This is a genomic window from Bradyrhizobium daqingense, assembly GCF_021044685.1.
GTDB lineage: Bacteria > Pseudomonadota > Alphaproteobacteria > Rhizobiales > Xanthobacteraceae > Bradyrhizobium > Bradyrhizobium daqingense.
This window is the reverse complement of record NZ_CP088014.1, coordinates 369,306-393,223: the sequence shown is the minus strand read 5'-3', so window position 1 is coordinate 393,223 and position 23,918 is coordinate 369,306. Positions and strand designations below refer to the sequence as shown.

General features: G+C 55.8%; 24 protein-coding genes and 4 pseudogenes. 14 read left to right on the top strand and 14 right to left on the bottom strand.

Features of this window, described 5'->3' with window-relative positions; translation table 11 throughout:
* Window positions 1-38: 38 nt before the first annotated feature.
* The 3 genes and pseudogenes from LPJ38_RS01855 to LPJ38_RS01840 form a co-directional block, all read right to left on the bottom strand.
* On the bottom strand, window positions 39-524 hold the full coding sequence (locus LPJ38_RS01855) for a hypothetical protein (protein WP_145642970.1): 486 nt from the start codon (window positions 522-524) through the stop codon (window positions 39-41).
* A 1,326-nt stretch (window positions 525-1,850) separates the two neighbouring features.
* Window positions 1,851-2,302: pseudogene (locus LPJ38_RS01845) on the bottom strand (transposase family protein); the annotation flags it as partial.
* A 65-nt stretch (window positions 2,303-2,367) separates the two neighbouring features.
* Entirely contained in the window at window positions 2,368-3,384 is a 1,017-nt protein-coding gene (locus LPJ38_RS01840) for a PLL family lectin (RefSeq protein ID WP_488226207.1), read from the bottom strand.
* Window positions 3,385-3,948: 564 nt separating this feature from the next.
* Between LPJ38_RS01840 and LPJ38_RS01835 the strand changes: the two genes are divergently transcribed.
* The 3 genes from LPJ38_RS01835 to LPJ38_RS01825 all read left to right on the top strand — a co-directional run bounded on the left by LPJ38_RS01835 (window position 3,949) and on the right by LPJ38_RS01825 (window position 5,701).
* Window positions 3,949-4,347 (top strand): phasin family protein, encoded by a 399-nt coding sequence (locus LPJ38_RS01835; RefSeq protein ID WP_145642966.1) that lies wholly within the window; start codon window positions 3,949-3,951, stop codon window positions 4,345-4,347.
* A 170-nt stretch (window positions 4,348-4,517) separates the two neighbouring features.
* Window positions 4,518-5,348, top strand: coding sequence for a nodulate formation efficiency C protein (locus LPJ38_RS01830; RefSeq protein WP_231088563.1), 831 nt, complete (start codon window positions 4,518-4,520; stop codon window positions 5,346-5,348).
* Entirely contained in the window at window positions 5,345-5,701 is a 357-nt protein-coding gene (locus LPJ38_RS01825) for a hypothetical protein (protein ID WP_145642964.1), read from the top strand. Before LPJ38_RS01830 ends, LPJ38_RS01825 begins: the two co-directional genes overlap by 4 nt.
* Before the next feature lie 195 nt (window positions 5,702-5,896).
* On the opposite strand, the gene LPJ38_RS01820 is transcribed toward LPJ38_RS01825, so the two are convergent.
* On the bottom strand, window positions 5,897-7,024 hold the full coding sequence (locus LPJ38_RS01820) for a tyrosine-type recombinase/integrase (protein WP_158644830.1): 1,128 nt from the start codon (window positions 7,022-7,024) through the stop codon (window positions 5,897-5,899).
* Between the two features lie 17 nt (window positions 7,025-7,041).
* Entirely contained in the window at window positions 7,042-7,293 is a 252-nt protein-coding gene (locus LPJ38_RS01815; protein WP_158644829.1) for a helix-turn-helix domain-containing protein, read from the bottom strand.
* Between the two features lie 114 nt (window positions 7,294-7,407).
* Here LPJ38_RS01815 and LPJ38_RS01810 point away from each other — a divergent pair.
* Window positions 7,408-7,677: pseudogene (locus LPJ38_RS01810) on the top strand (IS3 family transposase); the annotation flags it as partial.
* Between the two features lie 856 nt (window positions 7,678-8,533).
* Here the strand turns inward: LPJ38_RS01810 and LPJ38_RS01805 are convergent.
* Both LPJ38_RS01805 and LPJ38_RS01800 read right to left on the bottom strand, forming a co-directional pair.
* Window positions 8,534-8,854 carry a DUF3768 domain-containing protein gene (locus tag LPJ38_RS01805; protein ID WP_347339048.1) on the bottom strand — a complete coding sequence of 107 codons (321 nt, stop codon included), beginning with the start codon at window positions 8,852-8,854 and terminating at the stop codon, window positions 8,534-8,536.
* A gap of 152 nt (window positions 8,855-9,006) precedes the next feature.
* Entirely contained in the window at window positions 9,007-9,249 is a 243-nt protein-coding gene (locus LPJ38_RS01800; protein ID WP_145642956.1) for a hypothetical protein, read from the bottom strand.
* 321 nt (window positions 9,250-9,570) lie between these two features.
* Between LPJ38_RS01800 and LPJ38_RS01795 the strand changes: the two genes are divergently transcribed.
* Window positions 9,571-10,752 carry a type IV secretory system conjugative DNA transfer family protein gene (locus LPJ38_RS01795; protein ID WP_145642955.1) on the top strand — a complete coding sequence of 394 codons (1,182 nt, stop codon included), beginning with the start codon at window positions 9,571-9,573 and terminating at the stop codon, window positions 10,750-10,752.
* Between the two features lie 343 nt (window positions 10,753-11,095).
* Here the strand turns inward: LPJ38_RS01795 and LPJ38_RS38440 are convergent, their stop codons facing one another.
* Complete coding sequence (locus LPJ38_RS38440; protein WP_145642953.1) at window positions 11,096-11,422, bottom strand: hypothetical protein; 327 nt, start codon at window positions 11,420-11,422, stop codon at window positions 11,096-11,098.
* Between the two features lie 244 nt (window positions 11,423-11,666).
* On the opposite strand from LPJ38_RS38440, the gene LPJ38_RS01785 reads away from it, so the two are divergent.
* Genes LPJ38_RS01785 through LPJ38_RS01775 form a run of 3 tightly spaced genes read left to right on the top strand, consistent with a single transcriptional unit; the run spans window position 11,667 to window position 13,669 of the window.
* On the top strand, window positions 11,667-12,722 hold the full coding sequence (locus LPJ38_RS01785; protein WP_145642950.1) for a GNAT family N-acetyltransferase: 1,056 nt from the start codon (window positions 11,667-11,669) through the stop codon (window positions 12,720-12,722).
* A complete protein-coding gene (locus LPJ38_RS01780; protein ID WP_145642949.1) occupies window positions 12,700-13,110 on the top strand; it encodes an ASCH domain-containing protein in 411 nt (136 codons plus the stop codon). The genes LPJ38_RS01785 and LPJ38_RS01780 overlap by 23 nt, the downstream gene beginning before the upstream one ends.
* 34 nt (window positions 13,111-13,144) lie before the next feature.
* Complete coding sequence (locus tag LPJ38_RS01775; RefSeq protein WP_347342135.1) at window positions 13,145-13,669, top strand: ATP-binding protein; 525 nt, start codon at window positions 13,145-13,147, stop codon at window positions 13,667-13,669.
* Here the strand turns inward: LPJ38_RS01775 and LPJ38_RS01770 are convergent.
* Entirely contained in the window at window positions 13,622-14,161 is a 540-nt protein-coding gene (locus tag LPJ38_RS01770; RefSeq protein ID WP_231088562.1) for a GNAT family N-acetyltransferase, read from the bottom strand. The two genes, LPJ38_RS01775 and LPJ38_RS01770, sit on opposite strands and share 48 nt — an antisense overlap.
* Window positions 14,162-14,163: 2 nt before the next feature.
* Window positions 14,164-15,303: a hypothetical protein gene (locus LPJ38_RS01765; protein ID WP_158644827.1), complete on the bottom strand. Its 1,140-nt coding sequence runs from the start codon at window positions 15,301-15,303 to the stop codon at window positions 14,164-14,166.
* A 229-nt stretch (window positions 15,304-15,532) separates the two neighbouring features.
* On the opposite strand from LPJ38_RS01765, the gene LPJ38_RS38435 reads away from it, so the two are divergent.
* The 4 genes from LPJ38_RS38435 to LPJ38_RS01745 all read left to right on the top strand — a co-directional run bounded on the left by LPJ38_RS38435 (window position 15,533) and on the right by LPJ38_RS01745 (window position 19,068).
* On the top strand, window positions 15,533-15,868 hold the full coding sequence (locus LPJ38_RS38435; RefSeq protein ID WP_488226196.1) for a DUF4062 domain-containing protein: 336 nt from the start codon (window positions 15,533-15,535) through the stop codon (window positions 15,866-15,868).
* Between the two features lie 917 nt (window positions 15,869-16,785).
* Window positions 16,786-17,052: a hypothetical protein gene (locus LPJ38_RS01755; protein ID WP_145642939.1), complete on the top strand. Its 267-nt coding sequence runs from the start codon at window positions 16,786-16,788 to the stop codon at window positions 17,050-17,052.
* A 40-nt stretch (window positions 17,053-17,092) separates the two neighbouring features.
* Window positions 17,093-18,589 (top strand): TIR domain-containing protein, encoded by a 1,497-nt coding sequence (locus LPJ38_RS01750; RefSeq protein WP_145642937.1) that lies wholly within the window; start codon window positions 17,093-17,095, stop codon window positions 18,587-18,589.
* Window positions 18,586-19,068, top strand: coding sequence for an NUDIX hydrolase (locus tag LPJ38_RS01745; RefSeq protein WP_158644826.1), 483 nt, complete (start codon window positions 18,586-18,588; stop codon window positions 19,066-19,068). Before LPJ38_RS01750 ends, LPJ38_RS01745 begins: the two co-directional genes overlap by 4 nt.
* A 344-nt stretch (window positions 19,069-19,412) precedes the next feature.
* Here the strand turns inward: LPJ38_RS01745 and LPJ38_RS01740 are convergent, their stop codons facing one another.
* The 3 genes from LPJ38_RS01740 to LPJ38_RS01735 form a co-directional block, all read right to left on the bottom strand.
* Window positions 19,413-20,027 (bottom strand): RipA family octameric membrane protein, encoded by a 615-nt coding sequence (locus LPJ38_RS01740; protein WP_145642933.1) that lies wholly within the window; start codon window positions 20,025-20,027, stop codon window positions 19,413-19,415.
* A gap of 299 nt (window positions 20,028-20,326) precedes the next feature.
* A complete protein-coding gene (locus tag LPJ38_RS38235; RefSeq protein ID WP_430640285.1) occupies window positions 20,327-20,479 on the bottom strand; it encodes a hypothetical protein in 153 nt (50 codons plus the stop codon).
* A 698-nt stretch (window positions 20,480-21,177) separates the two neighbouring features.
* Window positions 21,178-21,558, bottom strand: a complete 381-nt coding sequence (locus LPJ38_RS01735) for a transposase (protein ID WP_430640284.1) — start codon at window positions 21,556-21,558, stop codon at window positions 21,178-21,180.
* Between the two features lie 111 nt (window positions 21,559-21,669).
* Between LPJ38_RS01735 and LPJ38_RS01730 the strand changes: the two genes are divergently transcribed.
* Window positions 21,670-22,857, top strand: coding sequence for an IS256 family transposase (locus tag LPJ38_RS01730; protein ID WP_231088707.1), 1,188 nt, complete (start codon window positions 21,670-21,672; stop codon window positions 22,855-22,857).
* 31 nt (window positions 22,858-22,888) lie between these two features.
* Here the strand turns inward: LPJ38_RS01730 and LPJ38_RS01725 are convergent.
* Window positions 22,889-23,020: pseudogene (locus LPJ38_RS01725) on the bottom strand (transposase); the annotation flags it as partial.
* Between LPJ38_RS01725 and LPJ38_RS01720 the strand changes: the two are divergent.
* Window positions 23,012-23,730: pseudogene (locus LPJ38_RS01720) on the top strand (IS256 family transposase); the annotation flags it as partial. The pseudogenes LPJ38_RS01725 and LPJ38_RS01720 overlap by 9 nt on opposite strands.
* Window positions 23,731-23,918 lie beyond the last annotated feature (188 nt).

Here is a 23,918-nt window from a genome sequence, read left to right as displayed (position 1 = left end):
CGTTAGCCAAATGAGCGGATGCTCAGTCGTGAGCACCGTCATATCGTGGTCGGATCGAAATCGCGAGGTGTCCATTCCTCTCCAGGCTCTAGGTCGGCTAGGTCAACTACATGACCCGTGCCTTCAACCGGCCACCCTCCCATCTTGGCTGCGCCCTCGTAGGTTGCCATGCGTCGAGAGATAACCACTTCATCCGTCGCGATGTTGTAGAGCTTCACTTTGTAAACGGTGGTCCTGGCCATCTCTATTTCCATTTGCTCTTGATCTGCGTCGTGGGCATCTCCGGCCAGATGGATCAGCACTAAGTTGCCCCGCCTGGGCAGTCCCGCAAGCCGGTCGAGGATGTGCTGCGGGGCTCCTTCTTTGATTTCTACGCCGTAGGCGTAAACCAGCCCATCGTCGTTGGCGATCTCATTTATCGTATACTCGATTTCGTTTAGTTCGTCGGGCGTGAGGTCAAGGGCCGCGGCAATCGCCTCGGCTTCCTCGCGGTCGTACTCATCGTCAAGCTGCCCGCTGCTCATTGCGCACCCCTGATCCAAATGCCGTTTCCTAAAGATCAACTTCGTCTGCATCGACTGACAGCATATGCTTCAACGCCTTTACGTAATGAGTGAGCGGTGAGATTCGATCGAGTATCCTGGGCGGCGCTCGCGACTTGGGCATTTGGCAAAGCTCGGTATTCTCAGCGAGTGGGAATCAGTTCACGTCTCGAAGGTAATTCAGCATACTGTTGCACGCATTCTCGGCCTCAGCGAAGCTTTGGAGCGGCCAGCCGAGAATCCTGATCGAGCCACGGCTCTGGTCAAGCGGACGCCACGAGGCGACGTAGCCCGACCTTCCGCGGAAGCCACGACCGGTCGGGCTCTGGAAGCTGATCACGAACGAATAGCCGCCGCTGCTCGCACTCCATATTTCCAGGTCTTCGGAAGCGCGATGGAATTGCAGAGGCATCAGGCTCCGTTCGCCTGGTCAACCCGAGGACGAAATGCTTCGGTCGAACGAAATGACGGGTCAATACACGGCAGCTCTCGTCGGAAAATTGCCTTTCCTCGTCAAGCCATGGCATAGATCTGGAATTCCTAGCAGCTCGGCTTATCCGGTCTAGCCAAGGTTTGTAGCGCCAAGAGGGGCATGCGGCGCCTACTAGGATTGGCGGTTGCCCAAACAATTAGCTGCGCCAGGGACACGGCCTCGTGCGAAGCAAATTGAGCTTCGAAAATGCACTTAACTTCGCGAGTTGTAACAGCAAGCGCGTGCTCACCTACCAGGACTAGTTGTTGATTACGGCGAAGGAGGCATGCCAAGGTTCCTAACGAAGCTGACGCTGGTCAAAGCGCCGGCTTGCCAAAGGCAGGGGGCGTTCGCAAATAGTAGAGGAGAGATATCATGGATCGCTCTGTCGCCGCTATCGCACTAACGTGTTTGGGAATCGCCCTTTCCAGTGTTGCCGTCGCACAGACGACTAGACAGGATAACAACACCCTTCCAGGGCAGGAGCGCGCTCTCAGTGTTGCGCCCGGCTCAGTGCAGCCGACCAGAGGAGTCGTGTTTTTAACAGCGGCAATCAACTCAGACGGCAGCATAGCGGGCTGCTTCGGTTGCAACACCGCGAACACCAAAAGGTTAGGGGCTGGCATATATCAGATCGATTTCGGGCACAACGTACAAGCAATCAAGGGTTGGAGTCGGTGGGTTCAGGCGGACACCTTGACGATCGGTGCGGAAAACGCTTGGTGTAACACTGCTGATCGGGCCGGCAACGACAATGCAGTTTGGGTGAACTGCCAGACTAGCAGTGCGCCGGTTGATGCATCCTTTTTCTTGTTCGTCGCAAGGTAAAGCGACCGAGCCGCACGACGCTTCATCTCGCGCCGGATGGAAGCCGTGACGCGGCGGACGAGCCCCGGATCCAGACCCTGAACCGATGCGGGTGGTTGTGGCCGCGGTACCCTTTTGTCGACATGGATGCGGTGAGCCTCCACGCCAGTGAGCTTCTCCATGTCGGCGACCACGGGGCCGAGCGTGTGCCCGTCGAAGGGATTGCCGTGCAGTGCCTTGGCATGGAGCACGAACTGTCCGCCGTTTGGGAGGTCACGGGGGTGGCGATACTTACCTTGCATCCGGATTCGTAAGGCGCGCGGGCTTTGCCCTTGCCGATGCACTCGACCTCCGGGGCACGTAACGCATAGACCTTTGGACCGCGCTGATGCTGATCCTGGCTGCGCACCCGCTGCGCCAGATCGAGCAGCGGGCCGAAGCGAGCTTCCAGCACCGCATCGCCATCAATCTTGCGACGGATCATAATGATGGGTCAATTAGGCGCCGGCCGTCTTGTGAGGCGGCCGGCCTCTTGTGCAGTCCGTATCACGCCGCGAGTGGATCGCTCAGGAGAACCCCGCCCAGGGATGCCCAGCCCGACCACGGTCCGGAGTGCGGCTTGTCCTGCCAGATGTGCCACAGCGCGTTGTCGGTCCCGCGCGCAAACGCTTCCAGCCGGCCGTCGCTGTTGGCGATCGCGGCGGGATCGCTAGTGATCTGGCCGCCAAGCGAGGCCCAACCGGACCACGGACCGGCATGCGGCTCCTCCTGCCAGATGTGCCACAGCGCATTGTCGGTACCACGGGCGAACACTTCGAGACGGCCATCGGAATTGTCGACCACGGCCGGATCGCTGGTGATGGTGCCGCCGAGCGAGGCCCAGCCTGACCACGGTCCGGCATGCGGCTTCTCCTGCCAGATGTGCCACAGCGCTTTGTCGGTGCCACGGGCGAACACTTCGAGCCGGCCATCGGAGTTGATGAACACCTCGGGGTCGCTGGTGATCTGGCCGCCAAGCGAGGTCCAAGCTGACCACGGACCGGAATGCGGCTTGTCCTGCCAGATGTGCCAGAGCGCGTTGTCGGTCCCGCGCGCAAAAACCTCGAGCCGGCCCTCGGAATTGATCACGCCCGCCGGATCGCTGGTGATCTGGCCGCCAAGCGAGGCCCAACCGGACCACGGACCGGCATGCGGCTCCTCCTGCCAGATGTGCCACAGCGCATTGTCGGTACCACGGGCGAACACTTCGAGACGGCCATCGGAATTGTCGACCACGGCCGGATCGCTGGTGATGGTGCCGCCGAGCGAGGCCCAGCCTGACCACGGTCCGGCATGCGGCTTCTCCTGCCAGATGTGCCAGAGTGCGTTATCGGTTCCGCGCGCAAAGACCTCCAGCCGACCATCGGAGTTATCGACGCTGGAGGGCGAGCTGGTGAGAACGCCACCAAGCGAGGCCCAACTCGACCATGGACCTGAATTCGGCTTTTCCTGCCAGATGTGCCAGAGCGCCCTGTCGATTCCGAGACTGAACACCTCCAATCGTCCATCGGAATTCTCTGTCACTGATACCGAGTGGGTAAGCGCCGCTGCTGCATTTGTCACGACAACCTCCAATTGTATGTTTGCAATGAGGGAGAGATCTACCTCACGCAATTTAAAGTAGCATTCTTATTCTGTTGCCCACAAGACGGTCTCGCGCGAAAGTGATCTGCGGGCTCAACTTCCCCGCATTCTCATTCGCGTTTACTGCAGTGAACGAAGCAACACTTTGGTTGCGCTCACCCACAGGTCCCTCCGCGGCGCGAGACCGCGTAGTGATTCCTCGGCCGGTTTTGATTGCCAGAGATCCGCCGCAAGGTCTGCTGCCAGAGATCGAAGTGATCTGCGAGGAACGCCACGGAGGCTTGCTGGCGTGCCGTGACGCGTGCGTCGGGGCTTTGGCCAGCCAGTTCTCCTGCGCCGCCGTCCCCTGATCAAAAGTGCGAAAGATTCTGGACAGTACCCGATCGAGCGCTACCAGATAAGGCAGGTATGACATGTTGAAGGTGGTGGTACCCTCTGAAGCTTGCTGATTGAAACTGAGCGGCGAGCCACTCAGCACGTAGAAATCTTTCCGGGAGATATCGGATGACCGCGACTATACACGAAGACGAGAAACGCGAACGGCGAACACGTGGGCCCGAACTGGCCGAGGCGTCACCCCCTGGAGCAGGCGGCGCGACTGATCATCTTGGAGAAAAGGCCGCAGCTGCATCGCGCGTTTCATTTACGTTTCCGGAATGGCAAAAATCGATCGAAGCGACAAGGAACTTGTTCGCCGCGTCACTGAATGACACGTTAAAATTGGCTGCTTCCTCTCTGCACGACCAGGCTGCTTTTCTGAGAGCTCTTGCCGACTCGAAAACCCCGTCTGAGCTACTGAAGTGCCACCTGGATTTTGCGGAGCAATCTTGGTCGAAATCGTTCAGCGAAGGCTCAAAGATATTGGATCGTTTGAAAGACGTCCATCGGCCTGCGGTAAGTTAAGTAATCGGCCACGCGTGAAATAGGGCCGACGGCGCGCTATTCCCTCCGGACCCCAATCCCGAACTGAAAATCCCGACCCGGTCTCGTGGAAATTGTCGCCATGCTCCATAAGTATCGCCGCCGACCCCCAACAACAACGGTATAGGAACCACCTGCTCGGGGAAGCGAAAATGATCGATCGGCGCGTGCTTTGGTTTTGTCTCGGTCTTGGCCTCTGTGTCGGCCTTGGCGTATGGTTCATTTTGCCGGGTGGGCTGGCTGGTAAGAGCGACGATGTTCGTACGAGCGACAATCCGCTTGTCGATAACGTCAAATCAACCTGGCGAGCGCAGGATGGTGAGACAGCGGAGCAAATCTTCACCAAGGTCTCAAAGGTAGCACACTTCATCCCCAGGGGATGGGAGGTTGGTCAAAAGACCGACTCGGGCGAGCCAGTTATCTTTTCGTGGGCCAAACACCGGGCCGATAAAACAAAGGAAGAGTACACGGTCACGTGGGAGGTGATGCCCGATGGCACCGTGAAAATTGTGGCGCCGTATGCAAAGCCGATGGAACTAGGCTGGCAGGCGTTCGCACTCTCGCTCATTGCGGACGAAGTGACAAACGACGAAAGCGGCGTGAACCGTCACTTTCTGCATAATCCCGCCAACTTCAACTTCGTAACCACCGCGCAGGGCAAGTTGGGCGATCTTCTGCGGCGTGGCCGCTGTTCTATCCACGAGCCGGTCGGAGTGCATTATTCGCCGATGATAGATGAGCAGCAAACCGTGAAGGGCGGGCTGTGGCGCGTCGGGCTTTCGGTCGACTGCAATGTTCCCGGACCTAGTTATTTCACCCGCGACGGAGTCATCACTTTCGAGAAGCGCGAAGGGCAAGATTGGGAGCCACAATCGTTTTTTGCCAAGCTTATCGCCACGTATGCACCCGGCTCCTGGTTTGAGCTTGCCGAGCCGAAAGATCAGGAATCGTTCGAGGCGGACAGGAAGGTGTTGTCAAAATGACGTTCGCCGTCGATGATGAAGTCGCATCGCTCTTCAAAGTGTTTGCGTTTCGTGCTGCACTTCTCGATCTCGGCAACCAAGCGCAAGTGGAGTTTGTCGGACGGTTTGGCGAGGCAAGATTGCAGACCAACAAGGTTGCCGTGCTTTGGCGTTCCGGCCAATCGACTCGCCGAACCGCGATAGCTCCGTCTCCGCAACGTTGGTTGATGAGGGCTCACTTGCTCGGCCGCCAGTTTGGTCTCTCAACGCAAAAGCCGCCATATGGCGGCTTTTACGTTATGCTTCATCACCTTTGCCGTATCGCCTTTGCTAATAATAACTGCGTGGTTGCCCACGGGTTGCCCAAAAAGTGATAAAGTCTGACTAATCCTGGCTAACTTGAGTACGATTGAACGCCTCCGATTCTTGGCTCTACCTCTAGTCTTTCCTTCTTTTTGGTCCATTTCCAAGCTCAAATCCAAGCTCGCAGATCAGGGTTCGATTCCCCGTAGGGTCACAAGACAAATGATCTGTGTTTCGCGCGCGACGCTAAGATTTCGTCGCTAGAATCAAACGTATTCTGCCGCAGAGTTTTCTTGACGCGCAACGCTCCTTTGGATCTCTTGCCACCGGTTGCCCACGGGTTGCCCAGAATCCGTCGCCATCATTGTCTTTGGGTTCAGCATTTCGATGGCTGTCCGGAGCGTGGACGGCGCCACATGGGCGTATCTCATAGTTGTGGTTATGGTGGAGTGTCCCATTAATTCCTTGATTGCCGGTAGGGGCACGCCGCGCATTGCGAGGTGAGAAGCAAACGTATGGCGAAGCGTGTGCCAGCCGATGGTTCTAAACCCAGCCTTCCTACAGAGTTTGCGGATCGCGTAGTGCATTCGGTAGTTGGTGAACGGGCGGCCCTCCGAGCCCATAAACACGTAGCCGGTGTCCTTCTTACGCCGGTACAGCATCGTGTACACGTCGATGTCGAGCGGTATATGCCGCGTGCGGTTATTCTTTGGCGCGACGAGCGTCTTCCCACGATCATCGTATGAATGTCTCACCGCAACGGTGCGCGTGAGCCAATCGAGAGATGACCACTGAAGGCCCCTGAGCTCTCCTTGCCGCATACCTGTCCGCAGCGCCGTCAGAACCAGTTCGTGCACTAGGCCATTCGCCTCGGAAAGGAGCAGCTCACACTCTTCGGGCGAAAGATAATCAATTTCGGGCAACGCTCTTTTTGGCCATTTGATCTTCGGCGGCGCTCCCTCAAGCTCAAGCCACTCATATGCGGTGAGCAAGCACTTGTTGAGCACCGTCAGGCGATTCGTGATCGTCTTGTTTGTGTACCCTTGCTGGACCTGCTGAGCTTTATAACGTTCGATGTCATGCCCCTTAATTTGTCCCATCGCCTTGCGACCAAAGAACGGGAGCAGAGATGAAGACAGAATGTACTTCTTCGACAGTTGCTCAGAATACTTGTTGTTCGGTCTTACATAGTCCTCAAACCATTTCACCGCGAACTCGGCAAAGGTCAGGTCCTTCGGCCGTAGCGCTCCGATATTTATCGAATCGCCACGTGCTAGCTTTTGTCGCAAGGTAGCTTCGTACGCCTGCGCTCCGGCCTTTGTGTTCTCAGGACTACGTTTTCTATACCGTGTGGAGTTGACCGTGAAATCGACCCACCACGAGTTTTTTATCATTCGTACTGTCATATCCGTTATTTATCGATTGTTTCGGTCCGCTGCCTCGCCAAATACGAAATGACGTCGCGCTTGGCGAAACGAATGCTGCCGCCCAGTTTGAGGAAGGGAATGCGTCGCCGCTGTTGCAGGCGTCGCACGCTAGAAGTGGAAATTCTCAGTAGTTCGGCCACTTCAGCGGTGGTCAATAACTCAGCATCGGCTCCGAAACAGTCGGGAGTTTTCAAAGAACCATACGGCGCCGGCGACTTATCATCGCCGGCTGGCATCTCGACTCTACCATTGTTGGGAGGTTTGTGCATGTGCACATGTTGCGCGCCGACTGGGACGATGGCCAGGCGCGGAGCCGTGACCACAGGGGACGCCCGTGAAATCTGGGACGAACTTCCGCTGCCAAGCGGAAAGCTGTCGCCCATCTCGTGGACGTCTACGGAATGGACGAAGGGCGGGCGTGTAAAGCCATCGGCTATTGCCGCATGACGATGAGATACAAGGCGGCCCGCGCGGATGATGCCGGCCTTCGCCAGCGCATGAGGGCAATCCCGGGGGGGCGTCGCCGTTTCGGCTATAGACGCCTGCACGTGCAGCTCAAACGGGAGGGCTATCTGGTCAATCACAAGAAGCTGTTCCGGCTTCGGAGAGCACATCGTCTTGTTTCAAGCATCGCGCAGGAGAACGGTAATGTTCCTTTCCCCTTTCCAGTGGTACTGCGACGCGCTTTGGCCGTCGCCACGTCCAGGTTCGATCACTCGGCTCTACCAGACGTGATCGTCCGTCTTTTGCGCTGGGCAACGTCACTGGCGGTATCATCTCGCTCAATCATGACACTAAATGTCATAAATCCGCAATCAACGCGTGTTAAGAACGTCGGTCCGACAATTGCTGCTGGTGGGAGTGAGCAAGAGCGCAATATTTTTTGTTTAGTTATTCGACGGGATAGATATTCGGACATGCCCTACGACAATGCTACGGTGCAGATGCTCCGCAACGTTCTCGATGAAGTACTTGCTAGCTCCACGTTCATCGAGCAGAGGCAACGCTCTGCGCTGGAGATCGCGGAACGTATCCTTTGGCTTGCCTCACAGGGGGAGCGTGAGGCCGCAAGGATCAAACAGCACTTGCTGAACGAGTTTTTGGCGAGAGGTAGCTATAGCGCAAGAGCCGAGAAGGCCATCTCGATGGTTAGCAAGGCTCCGCGTTTGTGTTCGGATATACGATACCGGGGATCCTAGTAACGCCGGTCGGAATCGCGCGCGCTAGACAAATGCGCCTCGGAGTCATGTTATCTGAACGCAACCAATGCTAGGGCAGCGTACTTACCACCATTCAGTATCCATAAAAAGCCCTCGCCGTGGCGAGGGCTGGACAAGCAGCGTCTGAGGCAAATCCGCACTGATCGCGCGTTTAACCTTGAGGGTTCGGCAGGCCTTCCGATGTTCCCCGCAACGGTGCTCTGCTGGAGCATTCTTCCGCAGCGTCTGGACGGGAGGCGGTCATTTCTTGTTCTGTTCAGTACTCGCTCGCCAGCATCAGCGTGAGGACACGCAATGTCCTTTCCGAGTCGCTTGGATCTTCGGAGCCGTGCTGCATCTTCCTGTCGTAGTAGTCGATCTTCCAGAAGAACTTTCGACCCACCAGGTCGAAGCTTCCGAAGTCGTGCTCGCCATGAGGATCGTTCTCCTCTGTAAACCCGGAGAAATCCGCCACCTGACGGAGCGCCTCGGCCTTTACGCAGTCGGGTAGCTCGGCGACTCCGATTGTCATCATTACCTTGCCGCCACAGAAGGTGTGCCGGAAGGCATCGTTGAGAAGGGCGATACTATTCATCATCGCACTCCTCCGCGTCCTTGCTCCTATAGGGCGGCATGTGGCGAGCTCCGCAGTATGGACATTCATCGTCACATTGTGCGGACCACACGTCGCTCCACTCGCGGTTTAATTCCGCGCGGTGATAGTAGTTGCGAACCAACATCGTCGGCCTCCTAGATTAGGCCGGCCAGCACAAGTGCTGAGATGATCGTCTTGCCACCACATGCTTCGCAGAAGCCTTGGTCCTGGTCGGGCTCCATGTCGGCGGTGTTGTTGCACCCCTCCGTCATGCAGATCGCCGGGCTCGCATCTTTCAGGAGAGCTGCCAACAGAAGATCGTCCAGGTCTTGGAAGCCCCTCTGATCGCAAAGCGTCACCAGCTTTTGAACTCTCTGGGCAAGAGAAATGTTGGACATCGTGTCCTCCTCGCTACGAGCATCCGACCCATTCGGGTGCTCGTTCGCGAGGCGGAGCGAGCGTCCACTACTGAGCGAAATTAGAAGAAATGCTCAATCGATCGTATGGACGCTCGTCGCGATGCCTCCGCCTCGCCACCGAAACCCGGACACGCATGCAGGTCCCGGATCGCAGGGCGGAACGTGAAAGATCGCACCTGCAACGATTTTCGCGGCTAACGCCGATTGAGTGGAGAGGCGAAATCGTGCTCGTGGGTCACGAGTCCGACGTGACTTAGGAAGGCATTACACCCTCTCTGTAAGTGCGCGCGGAGCGAGAAAATGTGGCTCATGTCACCCGGAGTAACACGCTTCGCTCGCACCGATCACCGCAGCGACGGTTGCGCCTTTGGAATCAAGGACGAAGACCGCTTCTCGCACATCTACATCATCGGCAAGACGGGTACCGGAAAGTCGACGTTAATCGAGTCCATGGCGCTGCAGGACATTGAGCGCGGATGTGGACTTGCTCTTATCGATCCTCACGGCGACTTGGTGGAGCGTGTCGCGGCTCAAGTTCCGACGAGACGTGCGTCAGACGTGATCTACTTAAATGCGTGCGATCCGTCCCAGCCGTATGGGTACAATCCCCTGCGGCATGTCCGTGAAGATCGGATCGCACTCGCCGCTTCTGGCTTCATCGAAGTATTCAAAAAAATGTGGCCGGATGCCTGGGGCGTTCGCATGGAGCACATTTTGCGAAATGTTCTGATGGCGCTGCTGGAGCAGCCGCACGCCACGATGCACGACGTGCTGCGCATCCTGTCGGACCGGAAGTTCCGCGCCGAGATTGCGCGACACTTGAAGAATGAGACGGTTCGGGCGTTCTTCATAAATGAGTTTGAGCGGTTCTCGTTTGGTTACCGTGCCGACAGCACAGCGCCGATCCAGAATAAAGTGGGCGCCTTCCTTTCAGATCCGATACTCAACAGACTTCTAACCGCTCCCGAGCATGATCTCCACGTGCGGCAAATCATGGATGAGCGCAAAGTACTGCTGGTGAACCTGGCCAAAGGGCAAATCGGTGAGGACAGCTCGTCGCTCCTGGGCGGATTGCTCGTCACTACGCTCGGGCTTGCTGCGTTTAGTCGCGCGGACCTACCCGAGTATGAGCGGCGGCCCTTCTTTGTCTACGTTGACGAGTTTCAAAACTTTACGACGCTCGCCATGGCGAATATGTTCTCAGAGCTTCGCAAGTATCGGCTCGGCTTTACCGTCGCCCACCAATACCTTCATCAGCTTGAACCAGACGTGCGCCACGCGGTGCTGGGAAATGCGGGAACCATTATTTCGTTCAGAGTTGGCTCGGAGGATGCGCCATATCTTGCTCGGGAGTTTCAGGGACGATTTGATGAGATCGATCTATCGCAAATACCGAATTATCGCATCTACCTGAAGCTTATGATCGATGGAGTCCCCTCGGCGGCTTTCAGCGCGACCACGCTGCCTCCGATGAGGCGGTGAGCCTCAGAGGACGGCGACGAGCTAGCTCGTAGACGGTCGTGTTGGAAATGGCCCGGAGGAACAAGGATGCAAAGTCTTGGATCGTTGTTAATTCTGCGCTCTATCCCCTGGATCACCGGCATGGACACGGAGTCAGGGGGTGTCTCCAGGGACGTCGCGAGGGCTTGCCCGCGTGCCGGTATCGTATCGAGGCCGCTCATAATGCAGAGACTGGGGATTATGCAATACTGGATCTATAACCTTTGAACTCTCGCTGACGTAGAGGTGAACATGTTTATCGAGAGAAGGATGGGTCGTAGACCACAACGGACCTAAATGGATCGGTGGGCCTCCTGATGCGCGCCTAGCGCAGGTTGATAAGTTTGATAAAGTATATCGGCCGGCATCGGCTCGGATCCTTTTGTCGTCGGCCATAAACATACGCCCACAGCAGGCGGTCGTGGTAGGCGCGAGGATCGTCACCGACGCAACCCTCGATCGCCGCGTCCACAACGCCTACCGCATTGAACTCAAAGGAGACAGCCTCAGAAAGCAAAAGCAATCCGCTCCAGATCAATCGGTCCTTGACCTTCTCATCCCTCAACGACATCATCAGATCGACCCATGCGATTGACGCCAAGGGGGCCGGCTTCCGATCGGAATACCCGGCAGGCTTCAAATTGGAATGCATGGCCGGCTTCGTCGGTACCCGAAAGGCGCTCGAGGCCGCCGTCAACGCATTGTCCAACCAATGGAAGCCGCGGCGACGCGCCACGCGGCCAAACTAGACGTCAAGCGCCAATCCCTCTCCGGCACCACCTGCTCCGGTGTTGATCTCTGTGCCAAAAGCCGCCTCGCGCCTTACATGAGGAGGTTGTGAGACCGCAGCAAATCGGTCTAAAAGTTGTAATCACTCGCGGCTGGAGGGGGGCAGCGTGGTAGGTAGGCAGCTTCGACTAACGAAATTTCGAGACCTTCGCCTTAGTGACCCGTTCTTTGACAGCCTCAAGAGCGGCTATGTCGACTTTGCGGATTGGTTTGCTCGAAAAGCTGACGCCGACGTGTACGTGGTAGAGGACGACGCTGCCGTTCTAAGCGGCATGATTTATCTGAAACCCGAACAAGGCGCTGTTTCTGACGTTACTCCCCCGCTTGTGGATCTCAAATGGCTGAAGGTTGGCACCCTGAAGATAGAGGGTCGAGGCACCAAATTGGGCGAGCGCGTGCTCAAGAAAATCTTCGACACAGCCATCGACGCAAATATGGACGGGATCTACGTGACCATCTTTGATGTGCACCAAGATTTAATCCGGCTATTCGAACGTTACGGATTCCAGAGAGTCGGCACTAAGACAACACAAAGCGGCGAGGAACTGGTTTACGCGAGGCGCCTGGATCGGTTTTCGGGCGACATGATCAGTGACTACCCTTTCGTGCATATTGCTGGAAAGAAGGCTTGGCTACTTGCGGTGTACCCCGAATACCACACGCAGCTCCTACCTGATTCAATCTTGAAAAACGAACCCCGAGAAATTGTTCGAGACGTCTCGCACACCAATACGATCCATAAAGTCTACATCGGTAAAATACCGTTGACCCGCATGTCCCCGGGAGACGCGGTAGTAATCTATCGAACAACAGACCACCAAGGGCCAGCATACTACCGTTCCGTTGCATCATCCATTTGCATCGTAGAAGAAATTCGTCGTAAGAGAGACTTCGCGAGCATCGAGGCGTTTTTGGATTACACGGCCCCGCATAGCGTTTTCACTGAAGCGGAACTGCGAGACCAGTATGTGGAAAGCGACCGCTTGTATGTTGCGCGCTTGACATACAACGTTGCGTTCAATCGGCGCATCACTCGTGGCCGATTGCTCGAGGAAGCCCATGTCACAGAACAGCCGCGATGGGATCTTCGAGAACTTACGTCGACACAGTTTCGCGCGATTGTAGAAATGGGAGACGTAAATGCGCGTATTGTTGTCGATTAAGCCCGTACACGTCGAGAACATCCTATCGGGTGCGAAGACGTTTGAATTTAGACGTAAGATATTCTCACGGCGGGACGTCAAAACGGTGCTTATCTACTGTACCCGCCCGGTCGGCCGACTGGTAGGAGAGTTTGATATCGCGGAGATTTTGGAGGGGCATCCCGAGCAGCTGTGGCTTAAAACTCGTTCAGGCTCAGGTATCTCAAAGGAATACTACGATGGCTACTTCTGCGGGCGAACGCAGGCCTATGCTCTTAAAATTGGTGCTGTTAGAGCATTTGCAGAGCACATAAACCCCTCCCATGTAATGGAGAATTTCAGTCCACCTCAGTCTTTTATGTACGTAGGCCATCAACGAGCACCCCTCTTTGAACAAGCCCATTTCTAGAATCGGGACTGTACTAGTCTTCGGCATCTCCGGTGTGGGGAAGTCGACCGCGTGCGCGTCCTACGTGGCCCGGCATCCATCGGTTTTGCACACGAGCGCCGGAGCGTTATTGCAAGCCGCCAAAAACATCGACAGCGCCATTTTGCGAACGGACGTCGCAGGTAATGTTCTGCAAAATCAAAATCTTCTCGGCGAGGCACTTAGGCATTTTAGGCTGGGCCGCGAAACGTCAGACGTATTGATCGACGCACATAGCGTCATTGACAATGATCATGAACTGATTGAAGTACCTGTAGATGCAGTCCGCGCAATGAGCCCTGACGGACTAGTACTTCTCGAAGCTCCGCCCGAACTGGTAATGGAAAGACGAAGAAAAGACACTCGCTTACGCCCATCTCGAACCGCTGAAGAACTTCAGTTTCAAACAGGCGTAGCCCGTCGAGTTTGCGAAAGTTACGCAAGCGAACTCGCTTTGCCTCTTGAGATTGGAACAGTGATGCACGATGGCGATCTAGAAGTGCTCATCCAGCGCATGATATCTCGCAGGCGGATTAGCTAGTGCACCGAAGCGATGCTCCGCCGCGACATGCTCGTTGTATGCAATTTCTGCGGTGTTCGGCACGTACAATCCTTGCTGGACAGACGTTAGGTTAAATCCATAGAAATCGAAAATGCGTTCGAATGCTGGCAACCGATTCTCACTCACCGTCAGATGTGGCTTATCGTCGTTGAGCCAGCGAAGCACTTCATCAAACAAGCGAACACCGATCCCACGCCCAAAGTAGCTGGGCGCAATCCGAACAGTGCAAATCTTATTCTCTCCGGGCTCACGTTTTCCAATGGCTAATCCGACGAGTTGTCCGTGTCTCTCGACCCGAAGCAGTATCCGGCTTTCGTTTCGAAGGCCTGGAACGACCTTTATCCGAAACCAAGCCTCGATCCCCGGATAATCGTGGGAAAGTGGTATCAGGAAGGCCAGCGCCTCACTCTCCTGAGTGGTAAGAGGCGTTGCCGCTTGGCGGCCGTTCAGAAGGACGTTTGCTCGGGTCATTGTCATTTTCCAAACAAAGAAGCCAGAAACGAAAGCGCACTCGTCAGGGAAGGCTCAATCGCGGATGCTGTAAGATTACCCAAGACGCCAAATGCAAAGGCGATGATCAAGTAGTTCTTCAAAATCTGGCGCCCAGTACGCCGCGTCTGCATCTTCACAAACGCGGAGAAATCTTTGATACCGGCCGGGTCTATCTCTCGCCAGTGGTAAACCATCATACCATCTGGGATTCCACTTGGAACATAATCATTCCAGAAATTGTGCTCCAACAGGCGACTCTTGTGCAGGAGTCGACTACTGAGCGTTACGTCTGCAAGCACAGGAACAGCCGTCAGAAACGCAACCCTCGTAAGAGTCACCGGCGGCCTATCGGCGGCATCGGCGAGCATGAGGTTTTCTACCCGATTAGGCAACGTACGTGCCTCGTTGAGTCTTAGGTCAACGTATTCGACCTCATCAAACCCGCTTTGGAATAGACGATCACGCGGAGTAATCGTGCGGACAAATGGCTCCTTGCTTTCGATATATATGCGAAGTCGAAAATAGACGGGCGATCCGGCCGCGAGATTTGTACAGACCTCATCGATAGCCTGCCTTGTGATCGTGAGCAAAGTGCCACCAGAATTCTCCGATACGGCGAGCTGTCTCTCATCCAGCGCTCCATTATTCGTCATGAAGATGTGGACCCGACAAAAAGGAGTTCCCTCCTTGATCAATTCCACGCACTGCGGACCTCTCCTAGAATTGCATGTCAGAGGCTCATTGAAGATGCCTTGCGCGATTTCAACGCGGGCAAAGTACGGCGCGCAATCCTCAATCGCCGTCAGGAGCAACGAGAACGGTAGGAAAATATTCACCTTCGCTACCTGGGTTGGCTCGGATAGCCACACCCCCAATTCCAAAAAGTCGCGAACTCGGCCGTTCTTGCCTTTGAAATCTGCATCTCCGGCCACACGCCAATAATTGCAGTGGACCTCGGCGGTCGCCTCTCCGTGGCGAGCCCGATGGACGCACCAGACGGCAACACTTCCATCACCACTCATAGATGCCCCTGAGACCGCCGCGAATGAAATGCGCGGCCAAAACCCTTCCACGATTTGCGTGAAGATGTCTACGCCCGACGCACAACCAGAAAGACGCATTCACAGCCAAACAAGCGGTCGCTACTGCATCGCGGCGAGCACGGCGAGGTACAGTGTTCAGGGTCGCCGCCAATATCCTGCGCTCCGATGCCCGCGCCCATGACCTACACTCATTTGTGGTCCTCCGCGAGAGTCTCGCCCACAAGGCTACCTGACTCGCGGGCTGGCCTGACTTGCAGGCAGTTCCGGCCTCCGTAGACTACCGCTTTTACCGATTCTTGGGCATCCCATGACCTTCAACGCGCAAATCTTCTGGGTATTCATCGCCTCCCCGTCCGACCTGACCGAGGAACGCGAACGCAACGCCGCGACCGAGGTAATAAATGACTGGAACGCCAAGCACGCCTTTGCAGAAGGCGTCGTCCTGTTGCCGGTTCGGTGGGAAACCCATGCCCGGCCGCAAGGCGGAAGCCGACCCCAACGGGCCATCAACGCCCAGCTCGTATCCAAGTGCGATATCTTGCTGGGGATGTTCTGGACGCGCGTCGGCACCAGCGTTGCCGAATCCGGGACCATCGAGGAGTTCGATCGGTTCGTCGCGGCCTCGAAGCCAGCTCTTCTCTAGTTCTCCCGGCGACCCATTGACCCCGCCCGGATTGACGCAAGGCAGCATGCGAAGCTCAAGGCGTTCAAAAAGCAAACCCTGACCCATGCGCTCATCGGCGAGTTCGCCACCATTCAATCCCTGAAAGACCAACTCCTCCGAAACCTCACGAACCAGGTGCGCGAGCTCAAGGCCCGGAAGCAACAGGTCCTTCTGGCGATCATCACGCGGTTTGCTCATCGCCTTCCCCAATGCCGATGACCCGCCGTCAGGAATCGTTGCGGCGTGCCCGCATAAGTGCCTGGCGAGTGCCACGCGGGGCTGGTTATCAGCAAGCGACATCCGGGAAACAGCCCGCAACCTTTGAAAGGAAAACGACCATGACCAAAAGAACGTACGAGCACGCTTTCGAGCGTGCGGCAAATCCGGCGGCGAGGCGAGAGAGCCATGCCTATTGCGCTGAACAACAAAACCCACCACAGCGGCGCACGGCGCCGGACGCAGGGAGGCGTCAGCGAAGAGGCTATTCTTTCTCGTTATTGTTGGTCGCCTAATGGCGCGTTCGATGATGCCCGGCGACAGCTACCGCGACGGACGAGAGTGGCTTGCGAAACTGCGAACAATGCTGCTCACCTCTGTGAAATTTGGCGATGTCACGTACAAGATGGTGGGGAATAAACAGACTTGCGCACAGCTAAGCGCGATATGTTTGACAGGATCCCGCGAATCTTAGCCCACTACTTAGTGGTGGACGCCCTTCTCGCTGGACCTAGATCAAGGTGCCGCGGGCGGAAGATTGATCAATTTCCTCAGCGAGCACAGAACAAACAACATTCATCCCTGCTGCTATCCCCACGACGCCCGAATGACGGAGCGATTGCAATTCAAGGTCGCGTAACGTACTATGTTCATGGTTTGTTCACGAAGGAGGATATCCGATGAATCTGAGATCCCGTTCAACCAATGAGGAGGACAAATTTCTGCTCTTTGTCCAACACGACCGATCCCCAGAAGACGCAGAGGCGGAGCGCATCTTATTGGATTTCCTCGAAAAATCGAGCGCAAAAGCGACGTTGCTTGTTGATGAACGTCGCGATGCCGACTCCCCAACGCCGGCGCTTTATGCCCATTTTGGTTATTTCGCCGGACTTGAGGAGATTAAGGCGTTCGTCGAGGTCGAACGCCAGTTGATTCCACTCCATTAAATTGGCAACCTGAGGTGGCTTTGAACACCTCGGGTTTTTTATGTCTTTAGAACAGATTAGAGTTTTGGTGGCCGGACATACCGGCCTTAATAAGCTCAAGTGCATAGAGGAACACGTTGTTCCTTTTTTGCTCGAACGCGATGCAGATTGGCGAGCGGCGACAGCAAAGGGGGATCAAGAGGCATGCTCGCGAATCCGCAATGAGCAGATCCTGGTTCTTGAGCTTGAAAGAGCAATCCCATCCACGGCGTACGGGATCATCGGGACTCCTTCAGGCCGTGCTTCCTGGATGTCATCCTTCTTAGAAATGAAGCGGACGTGGCTATCGAACGCATCCAAGCCCAAATATGTGTTCCTCTTGGCTCATCTCTCGTTTCAAAGCGAGAGCCATTTTTATACGCCCATCACCTGGACCCATACTGCTGACGATGGAAAGATTTCATTCGCTTTCCTCGAATTTCTGCTAGATGATTTCAAGCCCACCTTCATCATTACGCTTATTGATGATGTATACAGCGTTCAGGCGCGCCTAAATCCCCGGCGTCATTTTCGACTCTCTGAACTACTGCGATGGCGCAATGTCGAAGCGCTCTTTGCCGACTACGTAATGGACGCCATAGAGATTCGGCGCGGAGACAGGAAATCCGGCCTATTCCCCCGCCTTCGATCTCCAATATTTTCCGTTCGACAGTCAATCTATTCGCTCATCACGTATATCTCCGACCCAAATGTACCACGCATTTATCTTTCCTACCCCATTACGAAGCCCCTCACACGCTGGCGATGTTGTAGGGACAGAGACATGATCGATCAGATCAATCATTTTAGGCACTTCTTCAGCGCGAAAGTGTCCTCGTTCGATCCACTCACCATCAATGAGCGACCCATTCAAATCGCACTAGACGGCGTTCGAGAAAGCGAGCACGCAAAAGAGGAGCAGCGTATCAGCACACTACAGCGGCTGACCGCCGAGTTAGCCACTGCACTGGATCAAACAGATTATACTAACGCGAAGACCTTGCTTGGGAGCATCAACAATACCCTGATAAACTCATGCGTTAGCGACGAAGATCTTGACATCCGGCTTGGCGAGATGTGGCCAACGGAGGACGAAGACACAATCGCTCCTTTTACGCCAACTACCCAGATATCAATCAAAAGATCGGAAATGGACGAGGTTATTACGAAAAATCGAGCACAATCAGTGGTAGATCGCCAAATTCGTGTACGAGACCTACGTTTGATCGATCAATCTGATTGCGTAGTCATATATAGGCCAGGGCTTTCCAAAAAAGACTGGAGTACGGGCACGCAGATGGAGTGCAGTCACGCAAGGGCTTCAGGCAAAGCTATCATTATTTTGAAAGAGATTGACGACGCCGAACCAATGGGGCCATTTGACCACAAATTGCCGGCTGAGGACGTCATCGTAATCGAACACCCGGCAAACGAAGACTCACGAAAAGTAGCTTTTGGGGAAGCGCTGGCTCGAGTTAAGCACTATTCCGAAGAATTCTTGCGGAGAAATCTACGTTGAAACTATGCGACCATACTAGTGTCGGCATTCTTGTGCGCAAAGGCTCTAGCATTCTCCTGATCGAGAGGGCTCAACCTCCTTTCGGCTTCGCTCCTCCTGCGGGGCACGTCGACGATCATGGCTCTTATGAACAAGCAGCTATCGCCGAGCTTGCTGAAGAAGTTGGATTGACAGCTTTGCACCTTTCATTCCTTCATGAAGAGCGACTTCACAATCGCTGCAGACGGCCCAACGGCACCTGGCATCTTTGGAAGATTTACGAAGCGATCGTTGAAGGAGAGGTTCGTTTGAGTCGCCGTGAAGCCCGTCGCGCTCTCTGGGCGTCACCGGTTCAACTTCGCGAACTGGCGGCACGTAGCGAGCGTTATCAAAGGGGCCTCATTGGCGAACGCGAGTGGAACGCCAAGCCTGGTTTAGAGCCAATCTGGGTCTACCTATTTGGTCAGCTTGAGAGGCAGCAAAGCAATGATCGGCGATGATTTTTTACGGACTGCGCTTATGGAAGTGCATGATGATAATCGCAAGAAGCAACTTGAAGATGCGCGAAGGAATTCCCTCTACTATCGTTGGGAATATTTTAAAGTATCATGCACAGCAGCGCCAAGCAGTTTTTCGTCTCTACCTAGCCCGTCTTATTCGCCAGAGTGAGCCTGAGGGGCTGGCGAGTGTGGTGTAAAGCGCTGATGACCGCATTGCGGCTGGCCGAACAGAGAAGTCGACGCGCGATGTGTCATGGAACCACGCCGCCTGAACGGCCTCAGCTTGCGGCTCGTAGTGCGTTCTTGATCTCAAAATAGCCGAAATGCCAACGAACTCACGCAGGTCATCGCAAAAAATGCAGGAATATTAGCACCGCGCCAGCGAGCCCAACCAACGAAAAGACGATGGCGTAGATTTGTCGAAAGCTCTCCACCAACGCAAAAAAACCCCCAACCTTTTCATCGCTCCTATGCATTAACTTGATCGTCTCATCGTTGTTCAGCGCGGATGCGAGGCGGACCTCAACCTTTTTCAGTGCGGCCTCAGAATGTTTGATGAGGCATTGGCTGCGCTTATCGAGGCGCCAAAACAGAAAGCTTATGATGATAAGAAGAGCGCCTATCAGAAGGCGAAGCGTCTCCTGCGAAGCGCCGGAATTTAAACCGCTATTTCGAAGTGAATAGCCATAGGCAAGTGTTGCCAGACCAACTAGAGTTAGGAAGAATCTGAAGACCGCCTGTCGCTGACCTGCATGATACTGAAAATAATCCCAAGCATAAGCAGCTGCTGACTTTTCGGTGTCGGTTCGCGTCGCCTGACTCTCGTTTGTTCCACTTGCCATTGATTCCTCTCTGCAACTCCACCAAGAGCGGCTATTCAATTTCGCCGATCGTCTCCAGCCTTCATCGCGTCCCTCGAAATCATGCGCGGAATACGCAAGATCGTCGGCCACATCCATGATGTGACACTCGACTTGAATTCCTAGACGCCTTTCTTCCCCAGTGATTGCAAATTTTATCTCCTCCACCAACTGCGCCTCACTCCTATGATAACTTCTTTCGAGACTATCGCCTTCGTGTCGATTCAGAATTTCTTTGTCGTGCTTTCAGTACAGATGCGAGCGCACGATATGTGAGGTTCAAACCGCGGCGCGGATCATTTGCATCGCGAAACTCGATGGAAGGCCAGTCGGCCGTGCGCTTTTTCGAGACGCGAGAGAATGCGCGGCGTCTGGGCGTTACCTTCAAATCCACCGTTTCAAATCATACATTCATCGAGACCCGGCCCAAACGGAGCGTGTCCTAAATCATGCGCGAGCGCTGCGAACTCAACCAAGTCGGTGGAAATCTCGTAGTCGTCGCGCTCGTTCTCAGGTAGATGCTCTGCGTCTTGGAAATACTTGCTGTTCATTCTGATTGCGATTCCTTTCGCAATCTTGCTGACCTCAAGAGGGTGGGTTAACCGATTGCGAAAGAAATCTCACTCACCCGGAAAAGGCAAAGGCTGAGTCTTGCCCTGAAGGCGACGAAATGCAGGGCTGTGTACAAGGCGCGCATAATCGATTCTCCGCACGTTCCTGCTCGCATCGGGATTAATCGCTTTATCCGGCTCCCGAGCAACTTCGCGTCGCTTATCAAGCTTTGTATATATAGGGGCAGCCGCGTCGCTGCCTTGGAGCAGATTTGGTGCGCCCTCGCGCTGTAACCGTGCGTTTCGACTCATCGGCAGGCGCGGGGACAGGAGCAGAGTTAGGTCCGTCAGCGCACTATACGGCCAAATTGATCATTATTATTGCATCAGCATCATCTCGCGCGCAGCCTCATACTCGGGCCATTCGTTGCCCTCGGGCATTCCGCTCTCCCGCATCAAGTATCCGAGCGCACAACCACCGCCCGACATTTCCCTTTCTCCGGCTGCCATCGCTCTATACCTCACTGTTTAACACATACTGGGAGCATTTCTTACTACCTGATCTTGTAGGTGGTAATGCGCGAAGCAACGCGAGCGACAAGGTCACCGTGCGGATCAATGAGAGCGAAGTCGTTCCCCCGCTCGGCATCCTGCAGCGCCATAGTCTCGGTACTGTCCAGAATCTTTCGCACTTTTGATCAGGCGACGGCTCCGGTTTCAGAGAGTTGTGGCTGATAGAGCGGTCGCATGTTCATGTAGCATTTGGTCGACCACGCCGTTCCGGCAATGTGCCGCAGCCGGGCCGCCGCTAAGTTGAGACAGGATTGACCGTCGGGGAAGGCGCCGACGACACGGGTTCGTCGCCGGATCTCCTTCATGATGCGCTCGAGCGGATTGTTCGTTCGAATCTTCCGCCAATGGATGTCCGGAAAGGCATAGTAGGCGAGCGTCTCGTGAACCGCCTGCTCGACGAGATCAGCAGCTTTGGCCATACGGCTGGCCCGCAGATCCGCGATGACGGTCCTGGCTTTCTCGTCGGCCGCGGCGCGGCTCTCCTGGACATGAATGGCCTTGAGCATGTGGCTGACCTCGCGGACCCGGGTCGACGATAACGTACAGAGTCTTTCGCACTTTCAGGATTGACGGCTTCTTCTAGAATGAAGGAGCTTTGAATGAACGATGGGAATGCCATGGGTCAGGTGATCCAAATTGATGAGGCCCGGATTCGAGATCACCTGGGCGAGATGGTCCGCGGGACAGTGGAAGAGACACTGAACTCGATGCTGGAGGCCGAAGCGGACCAGCTGTGCGGTGCTGGGCGGTATGAGCGCAGCCCGGCGCGGCAGGACACGCGGGCAGGCAGCTACGAGCGAACGCTGCAGACCAAAGCGGGCGACGTCAATCTGAAGGTTCCGAAGCTACGGCGGCAAACCTTCGAGACGGCGATTATCGAGCGCTACCGGAGGCGGGAGAGCTCGGTTGAGGAGGCGCTGATCGAGATGTATCTGGCCGGGATTTCGGTTCGGCGGGTCGAAGACATCACGGAGGCGCTGTGGGGCACCCGGGTCAGCCCGAGCACAGTGTCGAACCTGAACAAGAAGATCTATACCAAGATCGAGGCGTGGCGGAATCGCAGGATCGAAGGCGAGCATCCGTATCTCTACCTCGACGGCATCGTGATGAAGCGCAGCTGGGCTGGTGAGGTTCGCAACGTGTCGCTGCTGGTGGCCTCGGCGGTCAATGCTGAGGGGTTCCGGGAGATCCTCGGCATCTGTGAAGGCGCCAAGGAGGACAAATCCGGCTGGTCCTCGTTTCTGCGGCATCTCGTCGATCGCGGTCTCAAGGGCGTGCAGCTGGTGGTTTCCGACGCGTGCCGAGGTCTTGTCGAAAGCGTTGCGGATTATCTGCCGGAGGCACGCTATCAACGCTGCATGGTGCATTTTTATCGCAATGTCTTCAGCCACGTGCCGTCGACCCGGGTCCGCGAGGTGAGCCACATGCTCAAGGCCATTCATGCCCAGGAGAGCCGCGCCGCGGCCGACGAGAAAGCCAGGACCGTCATCGCGGATCTGCGGGCCAGCCGTATGGCCAAAGCTGCTGATCTCGTCGAGCAGGCGGTTCACGAGACGCTCGCCTACTATGCCTTTCCGGACATCCATTGGCGGAAGATTCGAACGAACAATCCGCTCGAGCGCATCATGAAGGAGATCCGGCGACGAACCCGTGTCGTCGGCGCCTTCCCCGACGGTCAATCCTGTCTCAACTTAGCGGCGGCCCGGCTGCGGCACATTGCCGGAACGGTGTGGTCGACCAAATGCTACATGAACATGCGACCGCTCTATCAGCCACAACTCTCTGAAACCGGAGCCGTCGCCTGATCAAAAGTGCGAAAGATTCTGGACAGTACCGGGTCGACGGCACGTGGCTGAAGACATTGCGATAAAAATGCACCATGCAGCGTTGATAGCGTGCCTCCGGCAGATAATCCGCAACGCTTTCGACAAGACCTCGGCACGAGTCGGAAACCACCAGCTGCAGGCCCGCATGGAAGATCACAGCGAATGCATGCTGGTGCTGATTGGTACCACGCCGGAAGGCAAGAAGGAGCTGATCGGCTTCCAGGTCGGCGTGCGCGAGAGCGCGCAGAGCTGGCGCGAACTCCTGATCGACCTGCGGCAACGCGGGTTACGGATTGCCCCGCAACTCGCCATCGGCGACAGCGCCCTCGGCTTCTGGAAGGCACTGGACGAGGCCTTTCCCGGCACGCGGCACCAACGATGCTGGTGCCATAAAGTGAGCAACGTACTCGACAAGGTCGCCAAATCCGTGCGGGGCCCCATCAAGAACGACCTGCGGAACATCTTTCTGGCCCCACACCGGGCCGAAGCTGAAACCGCGATCGACGTCTTCGTCGAGAAATACCACGTCAAATACGAACGTGCGGTGGAGTGCCTGATCAAGGATCGCCACGCGCTGCTCGCCTTCTTCGACTTCCCTGCTGAGCACTGGATCCACCTACGCAGCTCGAACCCGATCGAGAGCGTCTTCGCCACGGTGCGCCACCGAACGGTGCGGACCAAGGGATCGCTGTCGCAATAAACCGCGAAGCTTATGGTGTTCAAGCTCATCGACGCCGCATCGAAGACCTGGCGGCGCTTGAAGAGCACGAACCAGTTGCCGAAAGTCATCGCCGTGTAAAGTTCATCGACGGAATCGAAGTCATTCCGAACACTGAAAGCCACGCCGCCTGATCAGGCCGCGTCACCCAAAATCAGCCATAGCTCCCGCTCTCGCTCGACAATAACGGGGCTGCAGGCTCAGTAAGGAAATGTGCTCGCTGAGCGACTGGTTCATCTGAGCACCGCTTTCAATATTGGGAGGTTCCGCATCGGATGGCGATGCTTGTTCCTATTGTTCGCGCCAGGTCCATGCGGCGCCT

Bases quoted from the DNA above. Each gene is read 5' to 3' on its own strand.
- LPJ38_RS01735 (WP_430640284.1), bottom strand. From the start codon at position 21,558: ATGCTCAAGGCCATTCATGTCCAGGAGAGCCGCGCCGCGGCCGACGAG.
- LPJ38_RS01815 (WP_158644829.1), bottom strand. From the start codon at position 7,293: ATGCCAGCCGGCGATGATAAGTCGCCGGCGCCGTATGGTTCTTTGAAA.
- LPJ38_RS01740 (WP_145642933.1), bottom strand. From the start codon at position 20,027: ATGGATGTGGCCGACGATCTTGCGTATTCCGCGCATGATTTCGAGGGA.
- LPJ38_RS01820 (WP_158644830.1), bottom strand. From the start codon at position 7,024: ATGATAAAAAACTCGTGGTGGGTCGATTTCACGGTCAACTCCACACGG.
- LPJ38_RS01755 (WP_145642939.1), top strand. From the start codon at position 16,786: ATGAATCTGAGATCCCGTTCAACCAATGAGGAGGACAAATTTCTGCTC.
- LPJ38_RS01780 (WP_145642949.1), top strand. From the start codon at position 12,700: ATGCGCGTATTGTTGTCGATTAAGCCCGTACACGTCGAGAACATCCTA.
- LPJ38_RS38440 (WP_145642953.1), bottom strand. From the start codon at position 11,422: ATGCATTCCAATTTGAAGCCTGCCGGGTATTCCGATCGGAAGCCGGCC.
- LPJ38_RS38435 (WP_488226196.1), top strand. From the start codon at position 15,533: ATGACCTTCAACGCGCAAATCTTCTGGGTATTCATCGCCTCCCCGTCC.
- LPJ38_RS01825 (WP_145642964.1), top strand. From the start codon at position 5,345: ATGACGTTCGCCGTCGATGATGAAGTCGCATCGCTCTTCAAAGTGTTT.
- LPJ38_RS01795 (WP_145642955.1), top strand. From the start codon at position 9,571: ATGTGGCTCATGTCACCCGGAGTAACACGCTTCGCTCGCACCGATCAC.
- LPJ38_RS01730 (WP_231088707.1), top strand. From the start codon at position 21,670: ATGGGTCAGGTGATCCAAATTGATGAGGCCCGGATTCGAGATCACCTG.
- LPJ38_RS01765 (WP_158644827.1), bottom strand. From the start codon at position 15,303: ATGCGTCTTTCTGGTTGTGCGTCGGGCGTAGACATCTTCACGCAAATC.
- LPJ38_RS01800 (WP_145642956.1), bottom strand. From the start codon at position 9,249: ATGTCCAACATTTCTCTTGCCCAGAGAGTTCAAAAGCTGGTGACGCTT.
- LPJ38_RS38235 (WP_430640285.1), bottom strand. From the start codon at position 20,479: ATGAACAGCAAGTATTTCCAAGACGCAGAGCATCTACCTGAGAACGAG.
- LPJ38_RS01750 (WP_145642937.1), top strand. From the start codon at position 17,093: ATGTCTTTAGAACAGATTAGAGTTTTGGTGGCCGGACATACCGGCCTT.
- LPJ38_RS01835 (WP_145642966.1), top strand. From the start codon at position 3,949: ATGACCGCGACTATACACGAAGACGAGAAACGCGAACGGCGAACACGT.
- LPJ38_RS01770 (WP_231088562.1), bottom strand. From the start codon at position 14,161: ATGACCCGAGCAAACGTCCTTCTGAACGGCCGCCAAGCGGCAACGCCT.
- LPJ38_RS01855 (WP_145642970.1), bottom strand. From the start codon at position 524: ATGAGCAGCGGGCAGCTTGACGATGAGTACGACCGCGAGGAAGCCGAG.
- LPJ38_RS01830 (WP_231088563.1), top strand. From the start codon at position 4,518: ATGATCGATCGGCGCGTGCTTTGGTTTTGTCTCGGTCTTGGCCTCTGT.
- LPJ38_RS01805 (WP_347339048.1), bottom strand. From the start codon at position 8,854: ATGATGAATAGTATCGCCCTTCTCAACGATGCCTTCCGGCACACCTTC.